At 72.2% G+C, this 23,992-nt stretch carries 18 protein-coding genes and 2 pseudogenes; 6 read left to right on the top strand and 14 right to left on the bottom strand.

What is annotated here, in order from left to right:
* Positions 1–30 precede the first annotated feature (30 nt).
* From IE274_RS29590 to mshC, 4 genes are all read left to right on the top strand, one after another.
* On the top strand, positions 31–717 hold the full coding sequence (locus IE274_RS29590; protein ID WP_190118987.1) for a histidine phosphatase family protein: 687 nt from the start codon (positions 31–33) through the stop codon (positions 715–717).
* A gap of 67 nt (positions 718–784) precedes the next feature.
* Positions 785–1,375, top strand: a complete 591-nt coding sequence (locus IE274_RS29585; RefSeq protein WP_164326260.1) for a DUF3090 domain-containing protein — start codon at positions 785–787, stop codon at positions 1,373–1,375.
* A complete protein-coding gene (locus tag IE274_RS29580) occupies positions 1,339–2,190 on the top strand; it encodes an SCO1664 family protein (protein WP_190118986.1) in 852 nt (283 codons plus the stop codon). The genes IE274_RS29585 and IE274_RS29580 overlap by 37 nt, the downstream gene beginning before the upstream one ends.
* A gap of 200 nt (positions 2,191–2,390) precedes the next feature.
* Positions 2,391–3,620: a cysteine--1-D-myo-inosityl 2-amino-2-deoxy-alpha-D-glucopyranoside ligase gene (gene mshC / locus IE274_RS29575; protein ID WP_190118985.1), complete on the top strand. Its 1,230-nt coding sequence runs from the start codon at positions 2,391–2,393 to the stop codon at positions 3,618–3,620.
* Between the two features lie 115 nt (positions 3,621–3,735).
* Here mshC and IE274_RS29570 read toward each other — a convergent pair whose 3' ends face one another.
* The 14 genes and pseudogenes from IE274_RS29570 to IE274_RS29505 form a co-directional block, all read right to left on the bottom strand.
* Positions 3,736–4,428 (bottom strand): hypothetical protein, encoded by a 693-nt coding sequence (locus tag IE274_RS29570; protein WP_190118984.1) that lies wholly within the window; start codon positions 4,426–4,428, stop codon positions 3,736–3,738.
* A gap of 84 nt (positions 4,429–4,512) precedes the next feature.
* The gene (locus IE274_RS29565; protein WP_190118983.1) at positions 4,513–6,267 is read right to left on the bottom strand and encodes a S8 family peptidase; all 1,755 of its coding nucleotides are present in this window, start codon (positions 6,265–6,267) and stop codon (positions 4,513–4,515) included.
* Between the two features lie 270 nt (positions 6,268–6,537).
* Entirely contained in the window at positions 6,538–7,839 is a 1,302-nt protein-coding gene (locus IE274_RS29560) for a PAC2 family protein (protein WP_190118982.1), read from the bottom strand.
* Between the two features lie 151 nt (positions 7,840–7,990).
* Positions 7,991–8,662 carry a FadR/GntR family transcriptional regulator gene (locus tag IE274_RS29555; protein ID WP_190118981.1) on the bottom strand — a complete coding sequence of 224 codons (672 nt, stop codon included), beginning with the start codon at positions 8,660–8,662 and terminating at the stop codon, positions 7,991–7,993.
* A 192-nt stretch (positions 8,663–8,854) separates the two neighbouring features.
* Complete coding sequence (locus IE274_RS29550) at positions 8,855–9,616, bottom strand: ferredoxin reductase (protein ID WP_190118980.1); 762 nt, start codon at positions 9,614–9,616, stop codon at positions 8,855–8,857.
* Positions 9,609–10,256: a sulfite oxidase-like oxidoreductase gene (locus IE274_RS29545; RefSeq protein ID WP_190119123.1), complete on the bottom strand. Its 648-nt coding sequence runs from the start codon at positions 10,254–10,256 to the stop codon at positions 9,609–9,611. Before IE274_RS29545 ends, IE274_RS29550 begins: the two co-directional genes overlap by 8 nt.
* Positions 10,257–10,324: 68 nt before the next feature.
* A complete protein-coding gene (locus IE274_RS29540) occupies positions 10,325–11,683 on the bottom strand; it encodes an amidohydrolase (RefSeq protein WP_190118979.1) in 1,359 nt (452 codons plus the stop codon).
* 172 nt (positions 11,684–11,855) lie between these two features.
* A complete protein-coding gene (locus IE274_RS29535) occupies positions 11,856–12,665 on the bottom strand; it encodes a phosphorylase family protein (RefSeq protein ID WP_190118978.1) in 810 nt (269 codons plus the stop codon).
* A pseudogene (locus IE274_RS29530) lies at positions 12,665–13,348 on the bottom strand (ABC transporter permease); the annotation flags it as partial. The gene IE274_RS29535 and the pseudogene IE274_RS29530, both read right to left, overlap by 1 nt.
* Positions 13,339–13,686 (bottom strand): annotated as a pseudogene (locus tag IE274_RS29525) (LLM class flavin-dependent oxidoreductase); the annotation flags it as partial. The pseudogenes IE274_RS29530 and IE274_RS29525, both read right to left, overlap by 10 nt.
* A gap of 114 nt (positions 13,687–13,800) precedes the next feature.
* Complete coding sequence (locus IE274_RS29520) at positions 13,801–15,420, bottom strand: glycerol-3-phosphate dehydrogenase/oxidase (RefSeq protein ID WP_190118977.1); 1,620 nt, start codon at positions 15,418–15,420, stop codon at positions 13,801–13,803.
* A gap of 37 nt (positions 15,421–15,457) precedes the next feature.
* Positions 15,458–16,999 (bottom strand): glycerol kinase GlpK, encoded by a 1,542-nt coding sequence (gene glpK, locus IE274_RS29515; protein WP_190118976.1) that lies wholly within the window; start codon positions 16,997–16,999, stop codon positions 15,458–15,460.
* 40 nt (positions 17,000–17,039) lie between these two features.
* Complete coding sequence (locus IE274_RS29510; RefSeq protein WP_190118975.1) at positions 17,040–17,825, bottom strand: MIP/aquaporin family protein; 786 nt, start codon at positions 17,823–17,825, stop codon at positions 17,040–17,042.
* A gap of 275 nt (positions 17,826–18,100) precedes the next feature.
* The gene (locus IE274_RS29505; protein ID WP_190118974.1) at positions 18,101–18,865 is read right to left on the bottom strand and encodes an IclR family transcriptional regulator; all 765 of its coding nucleotides are present in this window, start codon (positions 18,863–18,865) and stop codon (positions 18,101–18,103) included.
* A gap of 295 nt (positions 18,866–19,160) precedes the next feature.
* Between IE274_RS29505 and metH the strand changes: the two genes are divergently transcribed.
* Both metH and IE274_RS29495 read left to right on the top strand, forming a co-directional pair.
* Complete coding sequence (metH, locus tag IE274_RS29500; protein WP_190118973.1) at positions 19,161–22,709, top strand: methionine synthase; 3,549 nt, start codon at positions 19,161–19,163, stop codon at positions 22,707–22,709.
* A gap of 199 nt (positions 22,710–22,908) precedes the next feature.
* Positions 22,909–23,604 (top strand): HAD family hydrolase, encoded by a 696-nt coding sequence (locus IE274_RS29495; RefSeq protein ID WP_190118972.1) that lies wholly within the window; start codon positions 22,909–22,911, stop codon positions 23,602–23,604.
* The last annotated feature ends 388 nt before the right edge of the window (positions 23,605–23,992 follow it).

Here is a 23,992-nt window from a genome sequence, read left to right as displayed (position 1 = left end):
GCACCCCCTCGGCGGCTTAGGCTGACCCGCATGCCCACGCTGATCCTCGTCCGTCACGGACGCTCGACCGCCAACACCGCGGGCCTGCTCGCCGGGTGGACGCCCGGCGTCGGTCTCGACGAGCGCGGCGCCGAGCAGGCCGCCGCGCTCCCCGGACGACTCGCCGCGCTGCCGCTCGCCGAGGTCGTCACCAGCCCGCTCCAGCGCTGCCAGGAGACCCTCGCGCCGCTGCTCGCCGCCCGCCCCGGGCTGCGCGTCCACACGGACGACCGCATCGGCGAGTGCCACTACGGCGACTGGTCGGGCCGCAAGCTCGCCGAGCTCGCGGACGAGCCCCTGATGGAGGTCGTCCAGCAGCACCCGGCCGCGGCCGCCTTCCCCGGCGGCGAGTCCCTGCGGGCCATGCAGACGCGGGCCGCGGAGGCCGTACGCGAGTGGAACGCGCGCGTGGAGCGCGATCACGGCGCGGACGCCGTCTACCTGATGTGCTCCCACGGCGACATCATCAAGTCCCTCGTCGCCGACGCCATCGGACTGCACCTGGACCTGTTCCAGCGCATCTCCGTAGAGCCTTGTTCCGTCACGGCGATCCGCTTCACCCGGCTGCGGCCCTACCTCGTACGCCTCGGGGACACCGGCGACTTCGGGTCGCTCGCCCCGCGCGAGGCACCCGCGAGCGACGATGCTCAGGTGGGTGGCGACGCGGGCGCACCGTGATCGTCGACCGCAGTAGGGTGCAGTGGTCGCGCCAAGTACATGCAGTCGATTTCAATGGAGACAGGACGTGTCCCGTCAGGTGTTCCTCTATGACCCGCCGGAACGCTTCGTCGCCGGAACCGTCGGGCTCCCCGGTCGGCGTACCTTCTTCCTCCAGGCCTCCGCGGGGGTCCGCGTGACCAGCGTCGCGCTGGAGAAGACCCAGGTGGCCGCGCTCGCCGAGCGGATGGAGGAGCTGCTCGACGAGGTCGTGCGGCGCAGCGGCGGCAGCGCGGCGGTGCCCGCCGTGGCCCCCTCCGAGATCACCGACAGCGCGCCCCTCGACTCGCCCGTCGAGGAGGAGTTCCGGGTCGGCACCATGGCGCTCGCCTGGGACGGCGAGGAGGAGCGCATGATCGTGGAGGCGCAGGCCCTCGTCGAGCTGGACGCGGACTCCGAGGAGGATCTCGCGGAAGCCGAGGAAAGGCTTCTGCAGGACGAGGAGAACGGGCCCCCGATGCTTCGCGTGCGCCTCACCGGCGCCCAGGCCCGGGCCTTCACCAAGCGTGCCCTCGACGTCGTGAACGCCGGCCGTCCGCCGTGCCCGCTGTGCAGCCTGCCGCTCGACCCGGAAGGACACGTATGCCCGCGCCAGAACGGATACCGGCGGGGAGCGTGACCGCCACCCAGTTGCTCACCCGCGGTGAGCTGACCGTGCGCGGGCAGATCCGGGAGGCCTCCAACGCGGTGCTCTACTGCACGGTCGCGTACGAGGAGCGGAGCGCCGCCTGCGTCTACAAACCCGTCGCCGGGGAGCGGCCCCTGTGGGACTTTCCCGACGGGACGCTCGCGCAGCGGGAGGTTGCCGCGTACGAGGTCTCCGAAGCGCTCGGGTGGGGGCTCGTGCCGCCCACCGTGCTGCGGGACGGGCCCTGCGGGGAGGGGATGGTTCAGCTGTGGGTGGGGGCGGAGGCGTCCGGGGAGGATGCCGACGCCGACGCCGCCGATGGGGCCGGGCTGCTCGCCCTTGTCGAAGGGGACGAGCCCGGGGAGGGCTGGAAGGCCGTCGGGTTCGCCCAGGTGGGCGAGGGGCGTACGGCGTTGCTCGTGCACGCGGATGACGCTCGGCTGCGGCGGCTCGCCGTTCTTGACGCCGTGATCAACAACGCCGACCGCAAGGGTGGGCATCTGGTGCTCGGCGGTGACGGGCGGCTGTTCGGGATCGACCACGGGGTCACGTTCAACGTCGAGGACAAGCTGCGGACCCTGCTGTGGGGGTGGGCCGGGGAGAAGCTGCCCGAGGAGGCGGTGGACGCGCTGGGGTCCCTGCGGGAGGGCCTGGGGGTGATGGCGCCGCTCGCCGAGCGGCTCGGGGAGCTGCTGACCGCCGCGGAGGTCGACGCCGTCCGGGAGCGGGTCGCCGGGCTGCTCGCCGCGGGGCGGCATCCCGGGCCGTCGGGGGAGTGGCCCGCCATTCCGTGGCCGCCGGTCTGAGGGCTCTGGCCCCTGGGCCTGGTGGAGGCTCTGGTGGGCGGGCTCCGTCGGACGGGGCTGTGCACCCCCAAGCTCTCGGCAGGGGACACCCCCTCGCCCTCTGCGCGGACCCGCTGCCCACTGGGGGGTCGCCGTACACGTTGAAGATCTCTCGTTGCCCTGGGTCGTATGTGGAAGGGGCATCCGGTTAGGCTCAAGGCATGTATGCCTGGCCCGCTTCTGAGGTTCCCGCCCTGCCCGGCGAGGGCCGCGTCCTCCGGATCCACGACACCGCGACCGGTGGCCTCGTCACCCTCGACCCCGGTCCCGTCGCCCGTATCTACGTCTGCGGCATCACGCCGTACGACGCGACCCACATGGGTCACGCGGCGACCTACAACGCGTTCGACCTGGTGCAGCGCGTGTGGCTCGACACCAAGCGGCAGGTCCACTACGTGCAGAACGTGACCGACGTGGACGACCCGCTCCTGGAGCGCGCCAAGCGCGACGGCAAGGACTGGGTCGAGCTGGCGCAGGGCGAGACCGCGCTGTTCCGCGAGGACATGACCGCGCTCCGGCTGCTGCCGCCGCGGCACTACGTCGGAGCCGTCGAGTCGATACCCGGCATCGTGCCGCTCGTCGAGCGGCTGCGGGACCTGGGCGCCGCCTACGACCTCGAGGGCGACACCTACTTCTCCGTCGAGTCCGACCCGCACTTCGGCGAGGTGTCGGGGCTCGACGCCGCCGCCATGCGCCTCCTGTCCGCCGAGCGCGGCGGCGACCCGGACCGTGCGGGCAAGAAGAACCCGCTCGACCCGATGCTCTGGATGGCCGCCCGCGAGGGCGAGCCGAGCTGGGACGGCGGTTCCCTCGGCGCCGGGCGGCCCGGCTGGCACATCGAGTGCGTCGCCATCGCCCTCGACCACCTCGGCATGGGCTTCGACATCCAGGGCGGCGGCTCCGACCTGACCTTCCCGCACCACGAGATGGGCGCCTCGCACGCCCAGGCCCTGACCGGCGAGCACCCCTTCGCCAAGGCGTACGTGCACGCCGGCATGGTCGCCCTCGACGGCGCCAAGATGTCCAAGTCCAAGGGCAACCTGGTGTTCGTGTCGAAGCTGCGGCGCGACGGCGTCGACCCCGCCGCCATCCGCCTCGCCCTGCTCGCCCACCACTACCGGGCCGACTGGGAGTGGACCGACCAGGTGCTCCAGGACGCCGTCGAGCGGCTCGCCCGCTGGCGCGCCGCGGTGTCCCGGCCGGACGGGCCGCCCGCCGAGGCCCTGGTCGAGGAGGTCCGCGAGGCCCTGGCCAACGACCTGGACGCGCCCACCGCGCTCGCCGCCGTCGACCGCTGGGCCGCCCGCCAGGACACCGAGGGCGGCACGGACGAGGGCGCCCCGGGCGTCGTGTCCCGCGCGGTGGACGCGCTGCTCGGCGTCGCGCTGTAGGAACGCGACGAACGGGACGACGGGACGACCCGACGTATGCACGTGAGCGGCGCCGGACGGGAAACACTCCGTCCGGCGCCGCCGTTGCACGGGGCCCGTCAGTTGTTCGCGTGCGTCACCTGGTGACGACGATCGCGAGCAGCAGCCCGGGGTTGTTCGTGTCGTAGTAGCCGATCACCGGCTGCCCGTACGCGAAGGCTTCCTGGACCTGGTCGCGGGTACGGTCGTTCGGGTTCACGAAGACGCGCCATTCGCCGTCCACGTGCAGGTACAGGAGCGAGGCCTGGCCCGGCAGCGGCTGGACGACGTCCCAGAAGCTCTGGGCGACGGCACCCGCGAGGGCCTGCGTCGAGATGGCGGGCGCCTGCGCCTGCGGGACCTGCTGCTGGCCGAGCTGCTGCAGCAGTTGCTGGAAGGGCTGCTGCTGGCCGAGCTGCTGCATCTGCTGGCGCAGGTGCGGCGGGATCTGCTGCTGGCCGGGCTGCTGCATCTGCTGGCCGGGGATCTGCTGCTGGCCGGGGATCTGTTGGCCCGGGGTCTGCTGACCGAACTGGCGCTGCTGGCCCATCTGGCCCATCTGGCCGGTCTGGCCGGGCTGCGGCGGCGCGGTGCTCGGGCCCTGCTCGCCCTGCTGACCGGACTGCTGCTGGCCATAGCCCTGGCCCTGCTGGCCGAACGGCTGCTGCTGGCCGAACTGTTCGGGCCCGAACTGCTGCTGGCCGGGGATCTGCTGCCCGTACTGCTGTTGCGGGTTGTACTGCTGGCCCTGGTGCTGGCCCAGTTGACTCATTTGCGGGGTGGTGCTCATGCGGGTGCCACCTTCCGTCAATGGTCGGTCCGTTGATGTGTTCCGGGATGTTCTCCGGTGGTGCTCTTCGTCGCGCGCCGTGGTTCAGCCCGTGACGACCAGGCCGACGACCTCGTCGTCCGAGAACCAGACACGCACGTCCGGTGCTCCCCCGGCGAAGGCGGCGTGCACCGCCTGGCGGGTCTCGGGGGAGGGGTTGTTGAGGTTCCGCCACTGCCCGGCCACGAAGAGCCTGAGGCGCGGCGGGAGTTCGGGCGGATACGGGATCAGCTCGTCCCAGTAGCGCTCGGCGAGGCCCGAGCCCACCGCCGCGGGCAGCAGCTTGGTGACCGCCGCCCTGATGTCGGGGCGGTTGCCGATCCGCTGGGACGCCGGGCGGCCGGGGCCGTCCTGCTGCGGGGACCCGGTGGCCCGCAGCACGGCCCGCGCCCGGGCGGACGTCATCGGCTGCTGGCCCGCCGCCTTGAGGACGCCCTGGAGCGCGGCGACGGCGCCGACGACGATCGGGGACGCCGACGAGGTGCCGGAGAAGGTGTCCGTGTACCAGGCGATCTCGTCCACGCCGCCCTGCAGATCGCCGGGCTGGTTCCAGAAGCCGCCGGTCGTCGTGGTCTCGCGGCCCCAGCCCTGCGCGTCCAGGCGGGCGCCGTAGTTGGAGAACGCCAGGCGCGAACGGTCCGGGCCGTGGTCGCGGCCGTGGGTGCCGGGCGGCGGCGCGCCCGCGCCGACCACGACGGCCTCGGACGAGGGGTTGGACGGGTTGAAGGGGTTGCGCCACCAGGACGGGAACTCGTCCGGACGCCGCTCGTACACCGCGTCGTCCAGCGAATCGGCCCCGTTGCCCGCCGCGCCGACCACGATGATGCCCTTCGCCGTCGCGTACCGCACCGCGGCGAAGTCGTCCGGCCACCACTCGATGGCGATGTAGCCCTTCTGGTCGTCGCGGGTCTCGAAGTCGAACTTCGGCCCCGGACGGTGCAGTTCGATGAGGATGACGTCGCCCGGCGCGAGCCGGTCGGCCGCGGCGTGGATCGTCGCCGCCGTACCCGCGGGGGTGAACGACGCGACCGCGGTCACGGCGTCCGGCACGATGCCGGTGACGCCCATGGCGTTGCGGTCGGCGCCGACGACACCGATCACGGCGGTGCCGTGGTTGCGCCACGCCAGGTCCTGGATGGGGGTGCCGATCACCACGCCCGCGAGCTTCGCCGCGAGGTCCTCGTGGCTGAGCTGCCAGGCGCCCTCGATGTCGATGACGGTGACCCCGTCACCGCCGCCGCCCAGGCGCTGCCAGGCCCAGTACGCGTCGACGCCCTCGGGCGCCGGCCGCAGATAGCCCTGGCGGCCGCTGAAGTCGGCCGTCGCGGGCATGCCTTCCTTGCGCCGCTGCGCCTCGTCCGGCTCGCTCGGGCCGCCCTGCTGCCCGACGGGCCCGAGCGCGGCCGGTACGGCGCCCGGCTTCACGTACGCCGTGTCGACGCCGGGCAGCGCCGCCATCCGCGCGCGCAGCTCCTGGGCGCGGTCGGTGCCGCCGCGCACCCGGTAGAACAGGGCCAGGTCGGGTACCTCGCCCGGTGTGTCGGGTGCCGCCGCCCGGAGCCGGTCCTCGCTGCCGAACAGCGGTTCCAGGGTGAGTTGTTCATCGCTGAGGAACATGTTGAGGGCCGATACGTCGGAGCCCGACGCCGAGCGGACGCCCTGCTCCTGGGCGCGCAGCCGGGCCTCCGGCCGGGCGACGACGATCAGTTCCTGCTCGGCGGCCCGATACGTGAACCCCGCGCCATCGGGTCCGGGGCCACTGCCCCCGGGGTCGCTGCCCCGCTGCACCTGGTCGGTCATCGCTTCACCGCTCCCTTCGGTTACCGCGCCCCGCCTGCCTTCCGGTCGCTGCACACCCTGCTACCGCCGGGCCCGGCCGTCCAGACCACTTTCGCCCAACAGCGTTTGAAAGGAAGTTGAGTGGGGAACCGTGCGCATTTCATCAACAAACACTTGTCACGCCTCATACCAGCCAAGACGCACGGGGCGGCCGTGGCCCGGTGGGGCGTGGGCAACGAGAAGGGGCGGCACCCGCGTGGGTGCCGCCCCTGGGACGTGCTGTCGTCCGTCTCAGTCCTCGGAGGAATCGTCTGACGGGGAATCGTCTTCCTTGGCGCCGCCCGGCCCGTCGCTGCGGCCGTCGTTTGCCTCGCCGTCGTCCGGGCGACCGCCGGACGCCGTGGAATCGGCGGATTCGGCGGTGCCGGATTCCTGGCTTGACTCGGCCGGGTCGCCCTTGGCACCCGCCGAGGGCGCGTCCGCGCCCGCCGGGTCCGCGCCCGCCGGGTCCGCGCCCGCCGGGTCCGTGCCTTCCGGGTCCGTGGACCCGGAATCCGTAGGAGTGGAATCAGCGGACCCGGAATCCGTGGGCGCGGACTCCGGCCCCGGTCGTGGCTTCGGCTTCGGCGGCCGGGTGCGCTCGCTCGGCGTATCCCGCAGGTACGCCGCCCCGTCGCCGCCGTCCGTGGCGTGCCCGCCCGGCTGGCCCGGCCCGCCGACCTGCCCGGTCCCGGCGACGGGACCGGGCCCGCCGCCGTCGCGTCGCCGCAGATACCGCTCGAACTCGCGCGCGATGGCCTCGCCGGACGCCTCGGGCAGTTCCGCGGTGTCCCGCGCCTCCTCCAGGGACTGGACGTACTCGGCGACCTCGCTGTCCTCGGCGGCGAGCTGGTCCACGCCCAGCTGCCAGGCGCGCGCGTCCTCCGTCAGCTCGCCGAGCGGGATCCTGAGGTCGATCAGGTCCTCCAGGCGGTTCAGGAGTGCCAGCGTCGCCTTCGGGTTCGGCGGCTGCGAGACGTAGTGCGGCACGGCCGCCCACAGGCTGACCGCCGGGACGCCCGCGTGCGTGCAGGCCTCCTGGAGGATGCCGACGATGCCCGTCGGACCCTCGTACTTGGTCTCCTCCAGGTCCATGGTGCGCGCCAGATCCGGGTCGGAGGTGACGCCGCTGACCGGGACCGGGCGGGTGTGCGGGGTGTCGCCGAGCAGCGCACCCATGATCACGACCAGCTCCACGCCCAGTTCGTGGGCGAAGCCGAGCAGTTCGTTGCAGAACGAACGCCAGCGCATGGACGGCTCGATGCCCCGCACCAGGACGAGGTCGCGCGGCTTGTCGCCGCCGACGCGGACCACCGAGAGCCGCGTGGTCGGCCACGTGATCTTGCGCACGCCGCCGTCCAGCCACACCGTGGGCCGGTTGACCTGGAAGTCGTAGTAGTCCTCGGCGTCCAGCGCCGCGAACACCTCGCCCTTCCACTCCTTGTCGAGATGCGCGACCGCGGTGGAGGCGGCGTCGCCGGCGTCGTTCCAGCCCTCGAACGCGGCCACCATGACCGGGTCGATCAGCTCGGGTACCCCCTCGAGCTCGATCACCCAGGCCTCCTTCCGACGTTCTCCGCTAAGTACGCCCCAACCTTACGGCGTCCCGCGGGGCCCTCCGCAGCCCCCCGGCGGCGCCGAGTGCCGGATCACTGCCCAGGTCAATCGCCCCTCACGCATGCCGCACGCGGTGGAGCCGAGTGACTCACAAGGTCGAGCGCAGCCACTGCTCCACGCTCGCGATGTGCACCGTGGCCCAGGACCGGGCCGCCTCCGCGTCCCGGTCGCGCAGCGCCGCGAGGATCGCGCGGTGCTCGTGCAGGGTGCGGCTGACGGCGTCCTCCTGGGTCAGGCCGCGCCAGACGCGGGCCCGCGTGGTCGGCCCGGACAGGCCGTCGAGGAGGGAGCAGAGCACCGAGTTCCCGGACGACTGCACGATGCCGCGGTGGAACTCCAGGTCGCAGGCCACCAGCTCCTCGACGCTCGGCGCGGCGCCGAGCGCGTCCAACTGGTCGGTGAGCACGTCCAGTTCGGCCTCGGTGATGCGGGTGGTCGCCAGCGCCGTGGCGGCGGGCTCCAGGATCCGGCGCACCGCGAGGAACTCCAGGACGGTGTCGTCGCGGTGGAAGTCCACGACGAAGCTCAGCGCCTCCAGGAGCAACTGCGGGTCCAGGCTGGTGACGTACGTCCCGTCGCCCTGACGCACGTCCAGGATGCGGATCAGCGAGAGCGCCCGCACCGCCTCGCGCAGCGAGTTACGGGAGAGCCCGAGCTCCGCGGCCAGTTCGCTCTCCTTGGGCAGCCGGTCGCCGGGGCGCAGCGCGCCGGAGACGATCATGCCCTTGATCTTTTCGATGGCCTCGTCCGTGACAGCCATGGGGACCTCGCCTCGGTGTGCGGATCAGCACCGACCAGTGCCGCCGGTGCGGACAGTACGGACAGTGCTGACAGTGGGGACAGTAGGGACAGTGCTGACAGTGCGAGCAGTGGGGACGGTGCGGACAGGCAGAAATAGACATCCGATGTATCGGCTCATTATGTCCTCTGCGGCCGCCGCTGAGCAGGGGGTTCAGCCGAAGCGTTCGATCCTGATCCGGTCCACCGGCTGCCCGCCGTCCACCAGGAGCCGCGAGGCGTGCTCGGCGAAGCCGTTCGAGCCGCAGATGTACGCCTCCCAGCCGCCCGCGGGCTGCCCGGCGCCCAGGTGGGGCGCCAAGTGCCCGGCGTGCAGGCGGCCTTCGGCGCGGGTGAGGACGGCCGTGGTCTCGTCGCCGTACTCGTCCGCGTAGATCAGGTCCTCGCGGGTGCGCGCGGAGACGAGCAGCCGCAGCGGCACGGTGAGGCCCGCGCGGCGGTGGTGGCGGATCATCGACATCAGCGGTACGACGCCGGAGCCCGCGCCGAGCAGCAGCGCGGGCCGGTCGCCCGGCCAGGCGAAGAACCCGGACAGCGGGCCGCGCACCGCCACGATGTCGCCGACGCGCGCGACCGTGTGCAGATGCCCGGACACCTCGCCGCCCGGCGCGTGGTCCAGGGTCAACTCGATCTCACCGCTGTCGTCGGGCGCGGACGCCAGGGAGTAGTGGCGCTGGGCCACATAGCCGTCCGGCGCGGTGAGCCGCAGCATCAGGTGCTGGCCCGGCAGATGGCCCTGCCAGTCGGGCACCTTGAGCCGGAACGTCGACGCGGCGGGCGTCTCCCGGCGGATGTCCGTGATCAGGGCCTGCTGCCAGACGGCGGCCGCGCGGTTGCTCACCGCGATGCGGCCGGGGACGGCGAACGCGGTCGGCGGCACGAAGCCCCCGGCGGGGCCCGGGGAGTTGTCAGTCACCGGCGTACCGCTCCTCTCGCCACGGGTCGCCCCGGTGGTGGTAGCCGTTCTGCTCCCAGAAGCCCGGCTCGTCGTGGTCGAGGAGCGTGAGGCCCGCGATCCACTTGGCGCTCTTCCAGAAGTACAGGTGCGGCACGATCAGCCGGGCGGGCCCGCCGTGCTCCGGCGGCAGCGGCGCCCCGTCGTACTCCCAGACGATCCACGCCTTCCCGCCGGTCACGTCGGCCAGCGGCAGGTTGGTGGTGTAGCCGGTGTGGGAGTACGCGACGACGTGGGTGGCCGCCGGTGCCGGGCCCGTGTCGGCGAGGAACGCGTCCAGGCTCACGCCGCCGAAGCGCACGCCGAACTTGGACCAGCTCGTCACACAGTGGATGTCGCCCCGGTACTCGGACGCGGGCAGCGCGTGCGCCTCGTCCCAGGTCCAGGTGCGCGGCCGCGTGACCAGGCCGTCCACGCGGAACGTCCAGTCGGCGGCCGCGAGGCGCGGGGTCACCTCGGCGGACAGGACGGGCCAGCCGTCGCGGGCGTCGTACTGCCCCGGGGGCAGCCGCGGGTCGCGGTCGGCGGCGCGGGCGCGGCCGGTGAAGCCGCGGGTGGGCTCGGCGGGTGCGGGGGCCGCGGGTGCGGGGTCCTCGGTCATGGGGTCGGCCAGGTGCTCGGGTGTCGCGGTGCTCACAGCGGCTCCGGTGGGCACGTCGGTGGTGGCGGTCATGTGGGCACCTCGGCGGTCAGGTGCTCGGTGCTCGCACGCGGGCCCGGGACCGGGACGGAGGCGGCGGCCGCGTGCAGGTCGTCGATGGCGCGGCGCTCGTCGACGGTGAGCAGGTTCCGGTCGCGCAGCAGGACGCGGCCGTCGACGACGGTGTCGCGCACGTCGGCGGGCCCGGCGGCGTACGTGAGGGTGGCGTACGGGTCGTGCCGGGGCGCCAGGTGCGGGCGGTCCAGGTCGAGGACGACGAGGTCGGCGCGCTTGCCGGGCTCCAGGGAGCCGAGCTGCCCGTCGAGGCCGAGGGCCCGCGCGGACTCGATGGTCGCCATCCGTACGGCCTGCTCGGCACCCACCGCCGTCGGGTCGCCGCCCGCCTTGTGGACGAGCGCCGCCATCCGGACCGCGGCAAGGACGTCGAGGGTGTTGGAGCTCACCGCGCCGTCCGTGCCCAGGCCCACGGTGACGCCCGCCGCCGTCAGGTCCGGCACCCGCGCTATGCCGCAGCCCAGCTTCAGGTTGGACACCGGGCAGTGCGCGACGGCCGTGCCCGTGCGGGCGAGGGCCGCGATCTCGGCGTCGGTCAGGTCGACGGCGTGCGCGAGGAGCGTGTCCGGGCCGAGCACGCCGAGCGAGTCGAGGAGTTCCACGGGCCGCATGCCGTGCCGCTCGGTGACGGTGGCCACCTCGGCGGCGTTCTCGGCGGCGTGCAGGTGCAGGAGCGCGCCGTGCGCGCGGGCCAGCGCGGCGATCGCGGTGAGCTGCTCGGGCACCAGCGTGTACGCGGAGTGCGCGAACACCACGGGCCGGGTGCCCGGCGCCGGGGTGCGGGCGGCCAGGTGGGCCCCGGCCCAGCCGAGCCGCTCCGCGTACGGGCGGCCGTCCGGCGGCTCCGGCACGTCCATGAACGTCGGCCCTGTGAGCAGCCGCCACCCGGCCTCGCGGGCCACCGCCTCGGCCGCCTCGTGGAACCAGTACATGTCGAGCGCCGCCGTCACCCCGCCGCGTACCGACTCCGCGATCGCCGCGCGGATGCCCGCCGCGACCGTCTCCGGCGAGAGCAGCGCGGCCTCGCGCGGAATGACGTGCTCCAGGAAGCCCTGGAGGGTGAGGTCGTCGGCGGCGCCGCGCAGCAGCGTCATCGCCAGGTGCGTATGCGTGTTGATCAGCCCCGGCAGGACCAGACAGCCGCGCGCGTCGATCTCCTCGGCCGCCGCGTACGCGCCGCGCAGGCGCGCGGCCGGGCCGACCTCGACGATCTCGCCGCCGCGCACGGCGACAGCGCCGTCGGGCACGACCGTGCCGGCGGCGTCGACGGTGAGGACGTCGCCGCCGTGGACGAGGAGATCGATGGGAATCATGCGTTCCGTTCCGTTCCGTGGGGGTGCCGTGGGAAGGGCTGGGGCTGGGGCATGCGCTGTGGGCAGGGGCAGGGGCAGGGGCGGGGTGCGGGAAGCCACCGCTTCGGCGGGGTGGCGGGTCGCGGACGGCACCGGCTCGGCGGCCGGGGCGGTCGGCTCTGTTCAGGTCTGTTCAGGCGGTCCGCGCGGGCGGTGCCACGCGGGGCGACTGCGCGGGCAGCCCGGCGTCGTCGGCGGCCAGCAGGCGCAGTGCGTCCAAGGTTATCCGGGCGCCGCGAGTGACTCCGTCGGCGACCACCGCGCGGTGCGGGTCGTAACCGCCGGTGGCCTCCTCGTCGACCAGTTCGTCGGCGTTGGCCCCGTCGACCACGAGCGCGCCGCCCGCCGTCAGGCCGCGCGTCGAGGCGAACACGTACAGCGCCGAGAGCTCCATCTCGATCGCGACGATCCCGGCCCGTTCGTAGGCGTCGGCGGGCAGCGGCAGGAAGCCCGGCTGGAAGGCGGCCCGCGTCCACACCACGCCCCGGTGGTACGGGGCCCCTGCCGCGCGGGCGGCGCGCTGGAGGGCGAGCACCGCCTCCGGCGCGCCGAACGCCGGGTACTCGGCCGGGATGAGCTGCTGCGTCACGCCGTCGTCGCGCACCGCCGCGTCCGCGACGACCAGGTCCCCGTCCCCGACCCCCGGCCGGATCGCGCCCGCGGTGCCGAGCCGGATGAAGTGCGTCACACCCGCCTCGGCCAGCTCCTGGAACAGGCACAGCGCGCCGGGCGCGCCCACGCCGTGCGAGGACACGACGACGGACAGGCCCTGCCAGGTGCCGGTGAAGGTGCGGTACTCGCGGTGGTACGAGACCTCCTTGGCGTCGTCCAGGAGGTCGGCGACGGCCGCGGCGCGCGCGGGGTCGCCGACGACTACGGCGTACGGGGGCAGGCCGGAGCGGGGTACTCCGGAGATGGGCAGGGTGTCGGTGGACGTCGTCATCAGGGGGCTCCTACCAGGGGGTCGGACGGCTCGGGCGACTTCGAGGGCTTGGCTGGCCCGGGTGGCTTCGGCGGGTGTGCGGCGCGGCGGCGTCGGCGCGCGGTGGACAGGAACAGGGCGACGAGGGGCACGACGTACGGCGCGGCGTCCGTGGCCTGCGGCGGGAGGCCCACCCCCTGCAACCGGAAGCCCACGGCCTCCGCGACCCCGAAGAGCAGCGTCGCAAGCAGCACGCCCAGCGGCGCGGCCCGGCCCAGAAGCACGGCGACCACGGCGATCCAGCCGCGCCCCGCCGTCATGTTCTCCGAGAACAACGTCACGTTGCCGAGGGCGAGTTGGGCCCCCGCCAGCCCGCACGGCACGCCCGAAGCGAGCACCGTGGCGTAACGGTACTTCGCCGGGCTCACCCCGAGCGTCGCCGCCGCCTCCGGTGCCTCGCCGACACCGCGCAGCCGCAGCCCCCACGGGTGCCGGGCGAGGAACAGCGCGGCGACGGCGACGGCGCCCCACGACACGTACACGAGCAAGGAGTGGCCCGAGAGGACCGGACCCAGCAGCGGCACGTCGACCTCGCCGCGGCCCCGCAGATCGGGGTCGGAGAACGTGCCCTGGACGCCGAAGACGGTCCGCAGCAGATAGCCCGTCAGGCCGACGGCCAGCAGGTTCAGGGCGACGCCGAGGAGCCCTTGCCGATCACCAGCTCCACGCGCCCGCGCGAGAGCTGGTCGAGGGTCGCGTAGTCCTCGGCGACCCGCACCGGGTCGAGGATCGTGACCACGGTCACGCCGGTCAGGAGCCGGATGCGGGACGTGCGCGTCGCGAGCGCGCCGAGCACGACCGTCGGGCTGGACGACAGGAACGCGCCCGCGTGCCGCTCGCCCACCGCGTACGCGTCGTAGCCGAGCCGTTCCGCCTCGGCCCCGACCTCGACGACGTCCTCGAACCGCTCGGCGGCGGACGGGAGTTCACCGGTCAGGGGATGGGGCGAGTGGGAGATGAGGGAAAGGACCTGAAACTTCATGCTTCACATGTGCGCGCCGAACGTTGCGGCGGTGTGGCGGCGGCGTGGCACCTGTCCGGGGTACGCGTAAGGGGCGGTCGCCATGGCGACCGCCCCTTACGCACCAGGTGAAGGTCAGGCCTTCTTGCCCAGCAGGCCCTCGACCTTGCCCCGGACCTCGTCCGTCGCCAGGCCGCGGATCGTCAGCGTCGTACGGCGACGCAGCACGTCGTCGGCCGTCTCGGCCCACTCGTTGTCGCGGGCGTACACGACCTGCGCCCAGATCTCCGGGGCGTCGGGGTGGACGCGCTCGGCCAGCTCCGGGTTCTCGTTCGCCAGACGGGCGATGTCGAAGGACAGGGAGCCGTAGTGCGTGGCCAGGTGCCGCGCGGTGTCGGGCGACATGCGCGGGCCGGGCGCGGGGCCGTCGACCAGGAGGCGGTGGGCGACCGCGCGCGGGTTGGCGATGCCGGGCAGCGGCAGCTTCTTCGGCAACTCGGAGATGGGCTCGTAGTCGTCACCGAGCGGGTGACCCGGCAGTGCTTCCAGCTTCTTCATGACCGTACGACCGATGTGGCGGAACGTCGTCCACTTGCCGCCCGCGACCGACAGCATGCCGCCGCGGCCCTCGGTGACGACCGTCTCGCGCTTGGCCTTGGAGGTGTCGCCGGGACCGCCGGGAAGCACCCGCAGCCCCGCGAAGGAGTACGTGATCAGGTCGCGGGAGAGCTGCTGGTCGCGGATGGAGAACGCGGCCTCGTCCAGGATCTGCGCGGTGTCGGACTCGGTGACGCGCACGTCGGCCGGGTCGCCCTCGAACTCCTCGTCGGTGGTGCCGAGCAGCAGCATGTCCTCCCAGGGCAGGGCGAACGTGATGCGGTACTTGTCGATCGGCGTGGCCAGCGCGGCCTTCCAGGGGGCGGTGCGCTTGAGGACCAGGTGCGCGCCCTTGGACAGGCGGATGGAGGGCGCGGCGTCCGGGTTCTCCATCTTGCGCAGGTGGTCGACCCAGGGGCCGGTCGCGTTCAGGACCAGACGGGCGTTGACGCCGAACTCCTCGCCGTCTATGCGGTCCTTGAGGTCGGCGCCGGTGACCCGGCCGCCCGTGAAGCGCAGGCCGGTGACCTCGGCGTGGTTGAGGACGGCGGCGCCGGCCTCGGCGGCGGCGCGGACCGTCATCAGGGCCATGCGCGCGTCGTTCATCTGGTCGTCGCCGTACACGGCCACGGCCTTCAGGTTGTCCGTGCGCAGCTCCGGCACGTCCTGCGCCGCCTTGGCGGGGGAGAGCAGGTGGCCGACGCCGTCACCGAACGCGGAAAGGGCCGAGTAGGCGAAGACGCCCGCGCCGAGCTTGGCGGCGCCGTGCGGGCCGCCCTTGTAGACCGGCAGGTAGAAGGTGAGCGGGTTGGCGAGGTGCGGTGCCACCTGGCGTGACACCGCACGCCGCTCGAAGTGGTTCTCCGCGACCAGCTTCACCGCGCCGGTCTGCAGGTAGCGCAGACCGCCGTGGAGGAGCTTGGAGGAGGCGGAGGAGGTGGCGCCGGCGAAGTCGCCGGCGTCCACCAGGGCCACCCTGAGACCCGACTGCGCGGCATGCCAGGCGGTGGAGATGCCCAGGATTCCGCCGCCGATCACCAGGAGGTCGTAGGACGCCTTGGAGAGACGCTCCCGGGTCTCGGCGCGGCTCGGGGCGCTGCCGGCGGCCGGAGGCGTGCCGAGAGCCGGGAAGGCGGGGCCGCTCTGCAGGGTGGTCATGGTTGCTTAACTCCTCGTCAGCTGAGCTGAGTGCGGTTCAGCTCTCGTCGTCCTCGAGCCAGCCCATGGTCCGCTCGACGGCCTTGAGCCAGTTCTTGTACTCACGGTCGCGGATGTCCGCGTCCATGCGGGGGGTCCACTCCGCGGCCCGGCGCCAGTTGGCGCGCAGGTCGTCGGTGGAGGACCAGAAGCCGACGGCGAGACCGGCGGCATAGGCGGCGCCGAGGCAGGTCGTCTCGGCGACCATGGGGCGCACCACCGGCGCGTCCAGGAAGTCCGAGAGGGTCTGCATCAGCAGGTTGTTGGAGGTCATGCCGCCGTCGACCTTGAGGGCCGCGAGCTCGACGCCGGAGTCCTTCGTCATGGCGTCGGTGATCTCGCGGGTCTGCCAGGCGGTGGCCTCCAGGACGGCGCGCGCGATGTGCGCCTTGGTGACGTACCGGGTCAGACCGGCGATCACACCGCGGGCGTCGGAACGCCAGTACGGGGCGAACAGGCCCGAGAAGGCCGGTACGAAGTACGCGCCGCCGTTGTCGTCTACCGAGGACGCGAGCGTCTCGATCTCCGCGGCGGAGTTGATCAGGCCCATCTGGTCGCGCATCCACTGCACCAGCGAGCCGGTGACGGCGATGGAGCCCTCGAGGGCGTAGACCGGCTTCTTGTCGCCGATCTGGTAGCCCACGGTGGTCAGCAGCCCGGAGTACGAGTTGATGGCCTTCTCGCCGGTGTTCATCAGCATGAAGGTGCCGGTGCCGTACGTGGACTTGGCCTCGCCCTCCTCGAAGCAGGTCTGGCCGAACAGGGCCGCCTGCTGGTCGCCGAGGGCGGAGGCGACCGGGATGCCGCCCAGGATGTCGCCGAGCTTGCCGCCGGTGACCTCGCCGTAGACCTCGGCGGAGGAGCGGATCTCGGGGAGGATCCGCATCGGCACGCCGATGGAGTCGGCGATGCGCTCGTCCCACTCCATGGTGTGCAGGTTCATCAGCATGGTGCGGGAGGCGTTGGTGACGTCGGTGACGTGCTTGCCGCCGTTCACACCGCCCGTCAGGTTCCAGATGACCCAGGAGTCCATGGTGCCGAAGAGGATGTCGCCCGCCTCGGCGCGCTCGCGCAGGCCGTCGACGTTGTCGAGCAGCCAGCGGGCCTTGGGACCGGCGAAGTAGGACGCGAGCGGCAGGCCCGTCTCGCGGCGGAAGCGGTCCTGGCCGACGTTGCGGCCGAGCTCCTTGCAGAGCGCGTCGGTGCGGGTGTCCTGCCAGACGATGGCGTTGTACACCGGCTCGCCGGTGTTCTTGTCCCACAGCAGCGTGGTCTCGCGCTGGTTGGTGATGCCGATGGCCTTGATGTCGGCGCTGGTGATGCCGGCCTTGGAGATGGCTCCGGCGACGACTTCCTCGACGTTGGTCCAGATCTCGGTGGCGTTGTGCTCGACCCAGCCCGGCTTCGGGAAGATCTGCTCGTGCTCCTTCTGGTCGACGGAGACGATGCGCCCGTCGCGGTCGAAGACGATGCAGCGGCTGGAGGTGGTGCCCTGGTCGATGGCCGCGATGAAGGGGCCGGCGGTGTGTGCGTCGGTCACGGTGTGCTCCTGAAGTACGTGTGGTGGTCGGCGGGGTCGCTCAGAACAGCTTGAAGATGTATGCGGCCAGAGCGCCGCCGATCAGCGGTCCGACGACAGGAATCCACGCGTACGACCAGTCGGAGCCACCCTTGTTGGGGAGCGGGAGCAGCGAGTGGACGACGCGCGGGCCGAGGTCACGGACCGGGTTGATGGCGTAGCCCGTGGGGCCGCCGAGCGAGAGGCCGATGCCCACCACGACGAGCGCGGTGATCAGGGCGCCGAGGACGCCGAGGCCGTTGCCGCCGTCGTTGAGGCCCTGGGTGAGGATCGCCAGGACGAGCACGGTCGTGGCGATGATCTCGGTGACCAGGTTCTGGGCGACGTTCCGGATCTCCGGACCGGTGGAGAAGATGCCGAGCACGGGGCCCGCCTTGGGGGCGGCCTTCAGGTCGACCATGCCCTCGTCACCGGACTTGGCGTTGACGATCTCCGGGTCCGTGAGGTGGGCCTGGAACTGTCCGTAGTACGTGGCCCACACGAGCACCGCACCGATCATGGCGCCGAGGAGCTGCGAACCGAGGTAGATCGGAACGTCGCTCCACTTGGTGCCGCCGTCCACGGCGAGGCCGATGGTGACCGCCGGGTTCAGGTGCGCGCCGGAGACGCCGCCCGCGAGGTAGGCGCCGGTCAGTACGGCGAAGCCCCAGCCGAACGTGATCGCGAGCCAGCCCGCGTCCTTGGCCTTCGAGCGCTTGAGCGTGACGGCGGCGCACACGCCACCACCGAGCAGGATGAGCACGGCGGTACCGATGGTCTCGCCGATGAAGATGTCGGAGCTGGACACCCGCGACTCCTTTGTCCTTCGTCCAGGGAAAGGCGAACCCCGGGTCCCTCCGGTGGTCCGCGCCCTCAGGTGAGGGCGTTGCCGGCCCTGGCTTGCCCCACTGTAACGCGTAATGCCGTTAGGTGTTCGACAATGCCGACCGGTGGACGCGAGTCTGGCCGTGGGGTTACCAACACGTCAAGAGTTCTGTTATTGAAAACACGATCGTTATTGATCGTTCTGGGTTATCACCGGCGTCGCAACCAGAAACGCGCGGGCGCGCGCCGGGCCCCAGGTCAGAACCGGCTCGCGCCCAGGTCCCGGGAGACCGCCCGCGCGCAGTCCCGCACCGCCGCGATCAGCTCCGGCCGCATCTCGCCCGCGGGGCACACCCGCTCCACGGCCCCCGTGATCCCCACCGCGCCCACCGGCATCCGCCGCCGGTCGTGGATGGGCGCGGCCACGGACGCGATCCCCTCCCAGGTCTCCTCGACGTCGGCCGCATAGCCCCGCGCGCGCGTGAGGTCGAGGACGCCCTCGAACGCCTCCGGCGTGCTCACCGTGTGTGCCGTGAACGACTCCCGCTCGCCCTCGAGCGCTTCGCTGTGCGCCACCGGGTCGTACGCCGCGAGCACCTTGCCGAGCGCCGTGGAGTGCAGCGGCTGCATGGCCCCCACCTCCAGGACCTGGCGGCTGTCGTCGGGCCGGAAGACGTGGTGCACGATCAGGACGCCCTGCTGGTGCAGGACGCCCAGGTAGACGCTCTCGCCGCTGGAGCGGGCCAGGTCGTCGGTCCACACCAGGGCGCGGGCGCGCAGCTCGTGCACGTCCAGATAGCTGTTGCCGAGGCGCAGCAGCTCCGCGCCCAGCTGATAGCGGCCCGAGGCCGCGTCCTGCTCGACGAAGCCCTCCTGCTGGAGGGTGCGCAGGATGCCGTGGGCCGTGCCCTTGGCGAGCCCGAGGGCGGAGGAGATGTCCGAGAGGCCGAGTCGGCGCTCGCCGCCCGCGAGCAGGCGCAGCATCGCGGCGGCCCGCTCGAGCGACTGGATGTTCCGTGCCATCGCAGCCCTGTCCTCCATCCCGTGCCGCGTACACAGTCCGCAGCGAACTCAAGAACGCATTCACCGTTCGACAATGCTGAACACTATCGGTCGTTGCCGACCTGTGGCTAAGGGTGCGCGCACGGCGATTCCCCCGAGACACGGCCGACCGGCGACTTCCGGCCACTCGGCCGACCCCTCGTCCGTCCGCTGGACGGTCTCACGGTCGGAGCACTGTCCCGGCTACCCTGGCCGCGTGCGGGTTCCCACCGGAAACCGCAAAGCCGACAGCCGTCGCACTCCAGGGAGCTCATTCATGGCCTCGTCGCCGACCCCCTCATCCGCTTCCGCGGTGGACACCTCCGCCGGGAACCGGGCCGACGCCCTCCGCGAAGCACTGGCGACCCGCGTGGTGGTCGCCGACGGCGCGATGGGCACCATGCTGCAGGCACAGGACCCCAGTCTCGAGGACTTCCAGAACCTCGAGGGCTGCAACGAGATCCTGAACATCACGCGCCCCGACATCGTCGCCTCCGTCCACCGCGAGTACTTCGCCGCGGGCGTCGACTGCGTCGAGACCAACACCTTCGGCGCCAACCACGCGGCCCTCGGCGAGTACGACATCCCCGAGCGCGTCTTCGAGCTGTCCGAGTCCGGCGCCCGCATCGCCCGCGAGGTCGCCGACGAGTTCACCGTCGCCACCGGCCAGCAGCGCTGGGTCCTCGGCTCCATGGGCCCCGGCACCAAGCTGCCCACCCTCGGCCACGCCCCGTACACCCTGCTGCGCGACGCCTACCAGCAGAACGCCGAAGGCATGATCGCGGGCGGCGCCGACGCGCTCCTGGTGGAGACCACCCAGGACCTGCTGCAGACGAAGGCGGCCCTCCTCGGCGCCCGCCGCGCCCTGGACGCCACCGGCGCCACCGTGCCGCTGATCTGCTCCGTCACCGTCGAGACGACCGGCACCATGCTGCTCGGCTCCGAGATCGGCGCCGCGCTGACCGCCCTGGAGCCGCTGGGCATCGACATGATCGGCCTGAACTGCGCGACCGGACCGGCCGAGATGAGCGAGCACCTGCGCTACCTCGCCCGGCACTCCCGCGTCCCGATCCTCTGCATGCCCAACGCCGGCCTGCCCGTCCTCGGCAAGGACGGCGCGCACTACCCGCTCACGGCCCCCGAGCTGGCCGACGCCCAGGAGACCTTCGTCCGCGAGTACGGCCTGTCCCTGGTCGGCGGCTGCTGCGGCACCACCCCCGAGCACCTGCGCCAGGTCGTCGAGCGCGTGCGCGGGCTCACGCCGACCCGGCGCGAGCCGCACCCCGAGCCGGGCGCCGCCTCGCTCTACCAGACCGTGCCGTTCCGCCAGGACACCTCGTACATGGCGATCGGCGAGCGCACCAACGCCAACGGCTCGAAGAAGTTCCGCGAGGCCATGCTGGACGCCCGCTGGGACGACTGCGTGGAGATGGCCCGCGACCAGATCCGCGAGGGCGCCCACATGCTCGACCTGTGCGTCGACTACGTCGGCCGGGACGGCGTCCAGGACATGCAGGAGCTGGCCGGACGCTTCGCCACCGCCTCCACGCTGCCCATCGTCCTGGACTCCACCGAGGTCGACGTGATCCAGGCGGGCCTGGAGAAGCTCGGCGGGCGCGCGGTCATCAACTCCGTCAACTACGAGGACGGCGACGGCCCCGAGTCCCGGTTCGCGAAGGTCACCGCCCTCGCCCAGGAACACGGCGCCGCCCTGATCGCCCTCACCATCGACGAGGAGGGCCAGGCCCGCACCGTCGAGAACAAGGTCGCCATCGCCGAGCGCCTCATCGACGACCTCACCGGCAACTGGGGCATCCACGAGTCGGACATCCTCATCGACACCCTGACCTTCACCATCTGCACTGGTCAGGAGGAGTCCCGGGGCGACGGCATCGCCACCATCGAGGCCATCCGCGAGCTGAAGAAGCGCCACCCCGACGTCCAGACCACCCTCGGCCTGTCCAACATCTCCTTCGGCCTCAACCCGGCCGCCCGCGTGGTCCTCAACTCGGTGTTCCTCGACGAGTGCGTCAAGGCGGGCCTGGACTCCGCGATCGTGCACGCCTCGAAGATCCTGCCGATCGCCCGCCTGGAGGAGGAGCAGGTCGAGGTCGCCCTCGACCTGATCTACGACCGCCGCCGCCCCCAGCAGGGCGACGAACCCGCCTACGACCCCCTGCAGCGGCTCATGGAGCTGTTCGAGGGCGTCAACATGAAGTCGATGAAGGCGGGCAAGGCCGAGGAACTCCTCGCCCTGCCGCTGGACGAGCGGCTGCAGCGCCGCATCATCGACGGCGAGAAGAACGGCCTGGAGGCCGACCTCGACGAGGCCCTCGTCGACCGCCCCGCCCTGGACATCGTCAACGACACCCTCCTGGAGGGCATGAAGGTCGTCGGCGAGCTCTTCGGCTCCGGCCAGATGCAGCTGCCGTTCGTGCTCCAGTCCGCCGAGGTCATGAAGACCGCGGTGGCCCACCTGGAGCCGCACATGGAGAAGTCCGACACCGAGGGCAAGGGCACCATCGTGCTCGCCACCGTGCGCGGCGACGTGCACGACATCGGCAAGAACCTCGTCGACATCATCCTGTCCAACAACGGCTACAACGTGGTCAACCTCGGCATCAAGCAGCCCGTCGCCGCGATCCTCGACGCCGCCCAGGAGCACCGCGCCGACGTCATCGGCATGTCCGGACTCCTGGTCAAGTCGACCGTGATCATGAAGGAGAACCTGCAGGAGCTGAACCAGCGCCAGATGGCCGCCGACTACCCGGTCATCCTCGGCGGCGCCGCGCTGACCCGCGCCTACGTCGAACAAGACCTGCACGAGATCTACGAGGGCGAAGTCCGCTACGCCCGCGACGCGTTCGAGGGCCTGCGCCTGATGGACGCCCTCATCGCTGTCAAGCGCGGCGTCCCCGGCGCCACCCTGCCCGAGCTCAAGCAGCGCCGCGTCCCCAAGCGGGACACCCCCGTCGCGGAGGTCAAGGAGCCCGAGGGACCCGCCCGCTCCGACGTCGCCGTCGACAACCCCGTGCCCACGCCGCCCTTCCGCGGCACCCGCGTCATCAAGGGCATCCAGCTCAAGGAGTACGCCTCCTGGCTGGACGAGGGCGCGCTGTTCAAGGGCCAGTGGGGCCTGAAGCAGGCCCGCGCCGGCGACGGACCGACGTACGAGGAACTGGTCGAGACCGAGGGCCGCCCCCGCCTGCGCGGCCTCCTCGACGAACTCCAGACCAAGAACCTCCTCGAAGCCGCCGTCGTCTACGGCTACTTCCCCTGCGTCTCCAAGGGCGACGACCTGATCATCCTCGACGACCAGGGCAACGAACGCACCCGCTTCTCCTTCCCCCGCCAGCGCCGCGGCCGCCGCCTGTGCCTCGCCGACTTCTTCCGCCCCGAGGAGAGCGGCGAGGTGGACGTGGTCGGCCTCCAGGTCGTCACCGTCGGCTCCCGGATCGGCGAGGAGACCGCCAAGCTCTTCGAGGCCAACGCCTACCGCGACTACCTCGAACTGCACGGCCTCTCCGTCCAGTTGGCCGAGGCCCTCGCCGAGTACTGGCACGCCCGCGTCCGCTCCGAACTGGGCTTCGGCGGCGAGGACCCCGCCGACGTGGAGGACATGTTCGCCCTCAAGTACCGCGGCGCCCGCTTCTCCCTCGGCTACGGCGCCTGCCCCGACCTTGAGGACCGAGCCAAGATCGCCGAACTCCTGCAGCCGGAGCGGATCGGCGTACAGCTGTCGGAGGAGTTCCAACTCCACCCCGAACAGTCGACGGACGCGATCGTGATTCACCACCCGGAAGCCAAGTACTTCAACGCGAGGTAGTGGCGAAAAGCCCGTCCGGCGATTGCGGACGAGGCCGAAAGCCGATCCGGGGCCCGGGGGCGGAGCCCCGGCAACGGCGCCCGACCCCGGGCGAATATCGCAGCGCACGTGCCGCGCCAGGAACGTACACTGGTCGGTCCAGCTCAGGCCGGTCCCCCTTGGGGGGCCGGCCTTCTCGTCCCTCATGGAGGTGTGCCACATGACCAGTACGGTTCCGGCGCTCGGTACCCGAACGGCCGAAGGGTCCGCCCTGCAGGCCGTGCTCCTCGACATGGACGGCACCCTCGTCGACACCGAGGGCTTCTGGTGGGACGCCGAGGTGGAGGTCTTCGCGGGGCTCGGGCACACCCTCGACGAGGCCTGGCGCGACGTCGTCGTGGGCGGCCCGATGACCCGCAGCGCGGGCTTCCTCATCGAGGCGACCGGCGCCGACATCACCGTCCCCGAGCTGACCGTGCTGCTCAACGACGGCTTCGAGGGCCGCATCAGCCGCACCCTGCCGCTGATGCCGGGCGCCGCCCGGCTCCTCGCCGAACTCGCCGCGCACGACGTGCCGACGGCGCTCGTGTCGGCCTCGCACCGGCGCATCATCGACCGGATCCTCGGCTCGATCGGCACCCACCACTTCCGCCTGACGGTGGCGGGCGACGAGGTGGAGCGCACCAAGCCGCACCCCGACCCGTACCTGATCGCCGCCGCGGGACTCGGCGCCGAGCCGGGCCGCTGCGCCGTCATCGAGGACACCGCGACCGGGGTGGCCGCAGCCGAGGCCGCGGGCTGCCGCGTGGTCGCCGTGCCGTCCGTCGCGCCGATCGCGCCGGCCGCGGGCCGCACCGTCGTGCCCTCGCTCGAACAGGTCGACGTGCGGTTCCTGCACGGCCTGATGACCCTCTGACGCGTGCCCGAACGGGCGGGGCGAAGAGTGCCCGAACGGGCGGGGACGGCTCCAGAACCGGCCTCGGATGGCTGAAACACCCAGGGCGCATGGCCTGTTGAAAGTGTGACGTTTCCCACTCCTAAGAGGGTCGACAGGCCTTCGGTCCTGTGCGGGAGAGCCCTTACCCCCCGGGTGGGGCGTGACCTTGTGTCCTGATTGGCCCACCCGTGCACGAAACCTTCCGGTGTCGGGTTATCGGTGCGTCCACGCCCCGTATCACTGCGTGATGGAACCCCAACTCCGGTCCCCGCCAGCGTCCCTGGTGGTGCGGACTAATCTCGTCGCGAGAACATCGCCCCACCCCCCCGTGACCCATCAACCCCACCCCGCCGTTGCCGGAAAACAC

This window comes from Streptomyces flavofungini (assembly GCF_014650815.1).
In the GTDB taxonomy this organism is placed as follows: Bacteria; Actinomycetota; Actinomycetes; order Streptomycetales; family Streptomycetaceae; genus Streptomyces; species Streptomyces flavofungini.
Note: the sequence above shows the minus strand (reverse complement) of the source record. Positions and strands in the feature narration are given on the sequence as shown.

What these genes read in the sequence shown, in the direction of transcription:
- metH (WP_190118973.1), top strand. Translation starts at nt 19,161, where the DNA reads ATGGCCTCGTCGCCGACCCCCTCATCCGCTTCCGCGGTGGACACCTCC.
- IE274_RS29520 (WP_190118977.1), bottom strand. Translation starts at nt 15,420, where the DNA reads ATGACCACCCTGCAGAGCGGCCCCGCCTTCCCGGCTCTCGGCACGCCT.
- IE274_RS29545 (WP_190119123.1), bottom strand. Translation starts at nt 10,256, where the DNA reads ATGACCGAGGACCCCGCACCCGCGGCCCCCGCACCCGCCGAGCCCACC.
- IE274_RS29580 (WP_190118986.1), top strand. Translation starts at nt 1,339, where the DNA reads ATGCCCGCGCCAGAACGGATACCGGCGGGGAGCGTGACCGCCACCCAG.
- mshC (WP_190118985.1), top strand. Translation starts at nt 2,391, where the DNA reads ATGTATGCCTGGCCCGCTTCTGAGGTTCCCGCCCTGCCCGGCGAGGGC.
- IE274_RS29555 (WP_190118981.1), bottom strand. Translation starts at nt 8,662, where the DNA reads ATGGCTGTCACGGACGAGGCCATCGAAAAGATCAAGGGCATGATCGTC.
- IE274_RS29565 (WP_190118983.1), bottom strand. Translation starts at nt 6,267, where the DNA reads ATGACCGACCAGGTGCAGCGGGGCAGCGACCCCGGGGGCAGTGGCCCC.
- IE274_RS29505 (WP_190118974.1), bottom strand. Translation starts at nt 18,865, where the DNA reads ATGGCACGGAACATCCAGTCGCTCGAGCGGGCCGCCGCGATGCTGCGC.
- IE274_RS29570 (WP_190118984.1), bottom strand. Translation starts at nt 4,428, where the DNA reads ATGAGCACCACCCCGCAAATGAGTCAACTGGGCCAGCACCAGGGCCAG.
- IE274_RS29495 (WP_190118972.1), top strand. Translation starts at nt 22,909, where the DNA reads ATGACCAGTACGGTTCCGGCGCTCGGTACCCGAACGGCCGAAGGGTCC.
- IE274_RS29590 (WP_190118987.1), top strand. Translation starts at nt 31, where the DNA reads ATGCCCACGCTGATCCTCGTCCGTCACGGACGCTCGACCGCCAACACC.
- IE274_RS29540 (WP_190118979.1), bottom strand. Translation starts at nt 11,683, where the DNA reads ATGATTCCCATCGATCTCCTCGTCCACGGCGGCGACGTCCTCACCGTC.
- IE274_RS29535 (WP_190118978.1), bottom strand. Translation starts at nt 12,665, where the DNA reads ATGACGACGTCCACCGACACCCTGCCCATCTCCGGAGTACCCCGCTCC.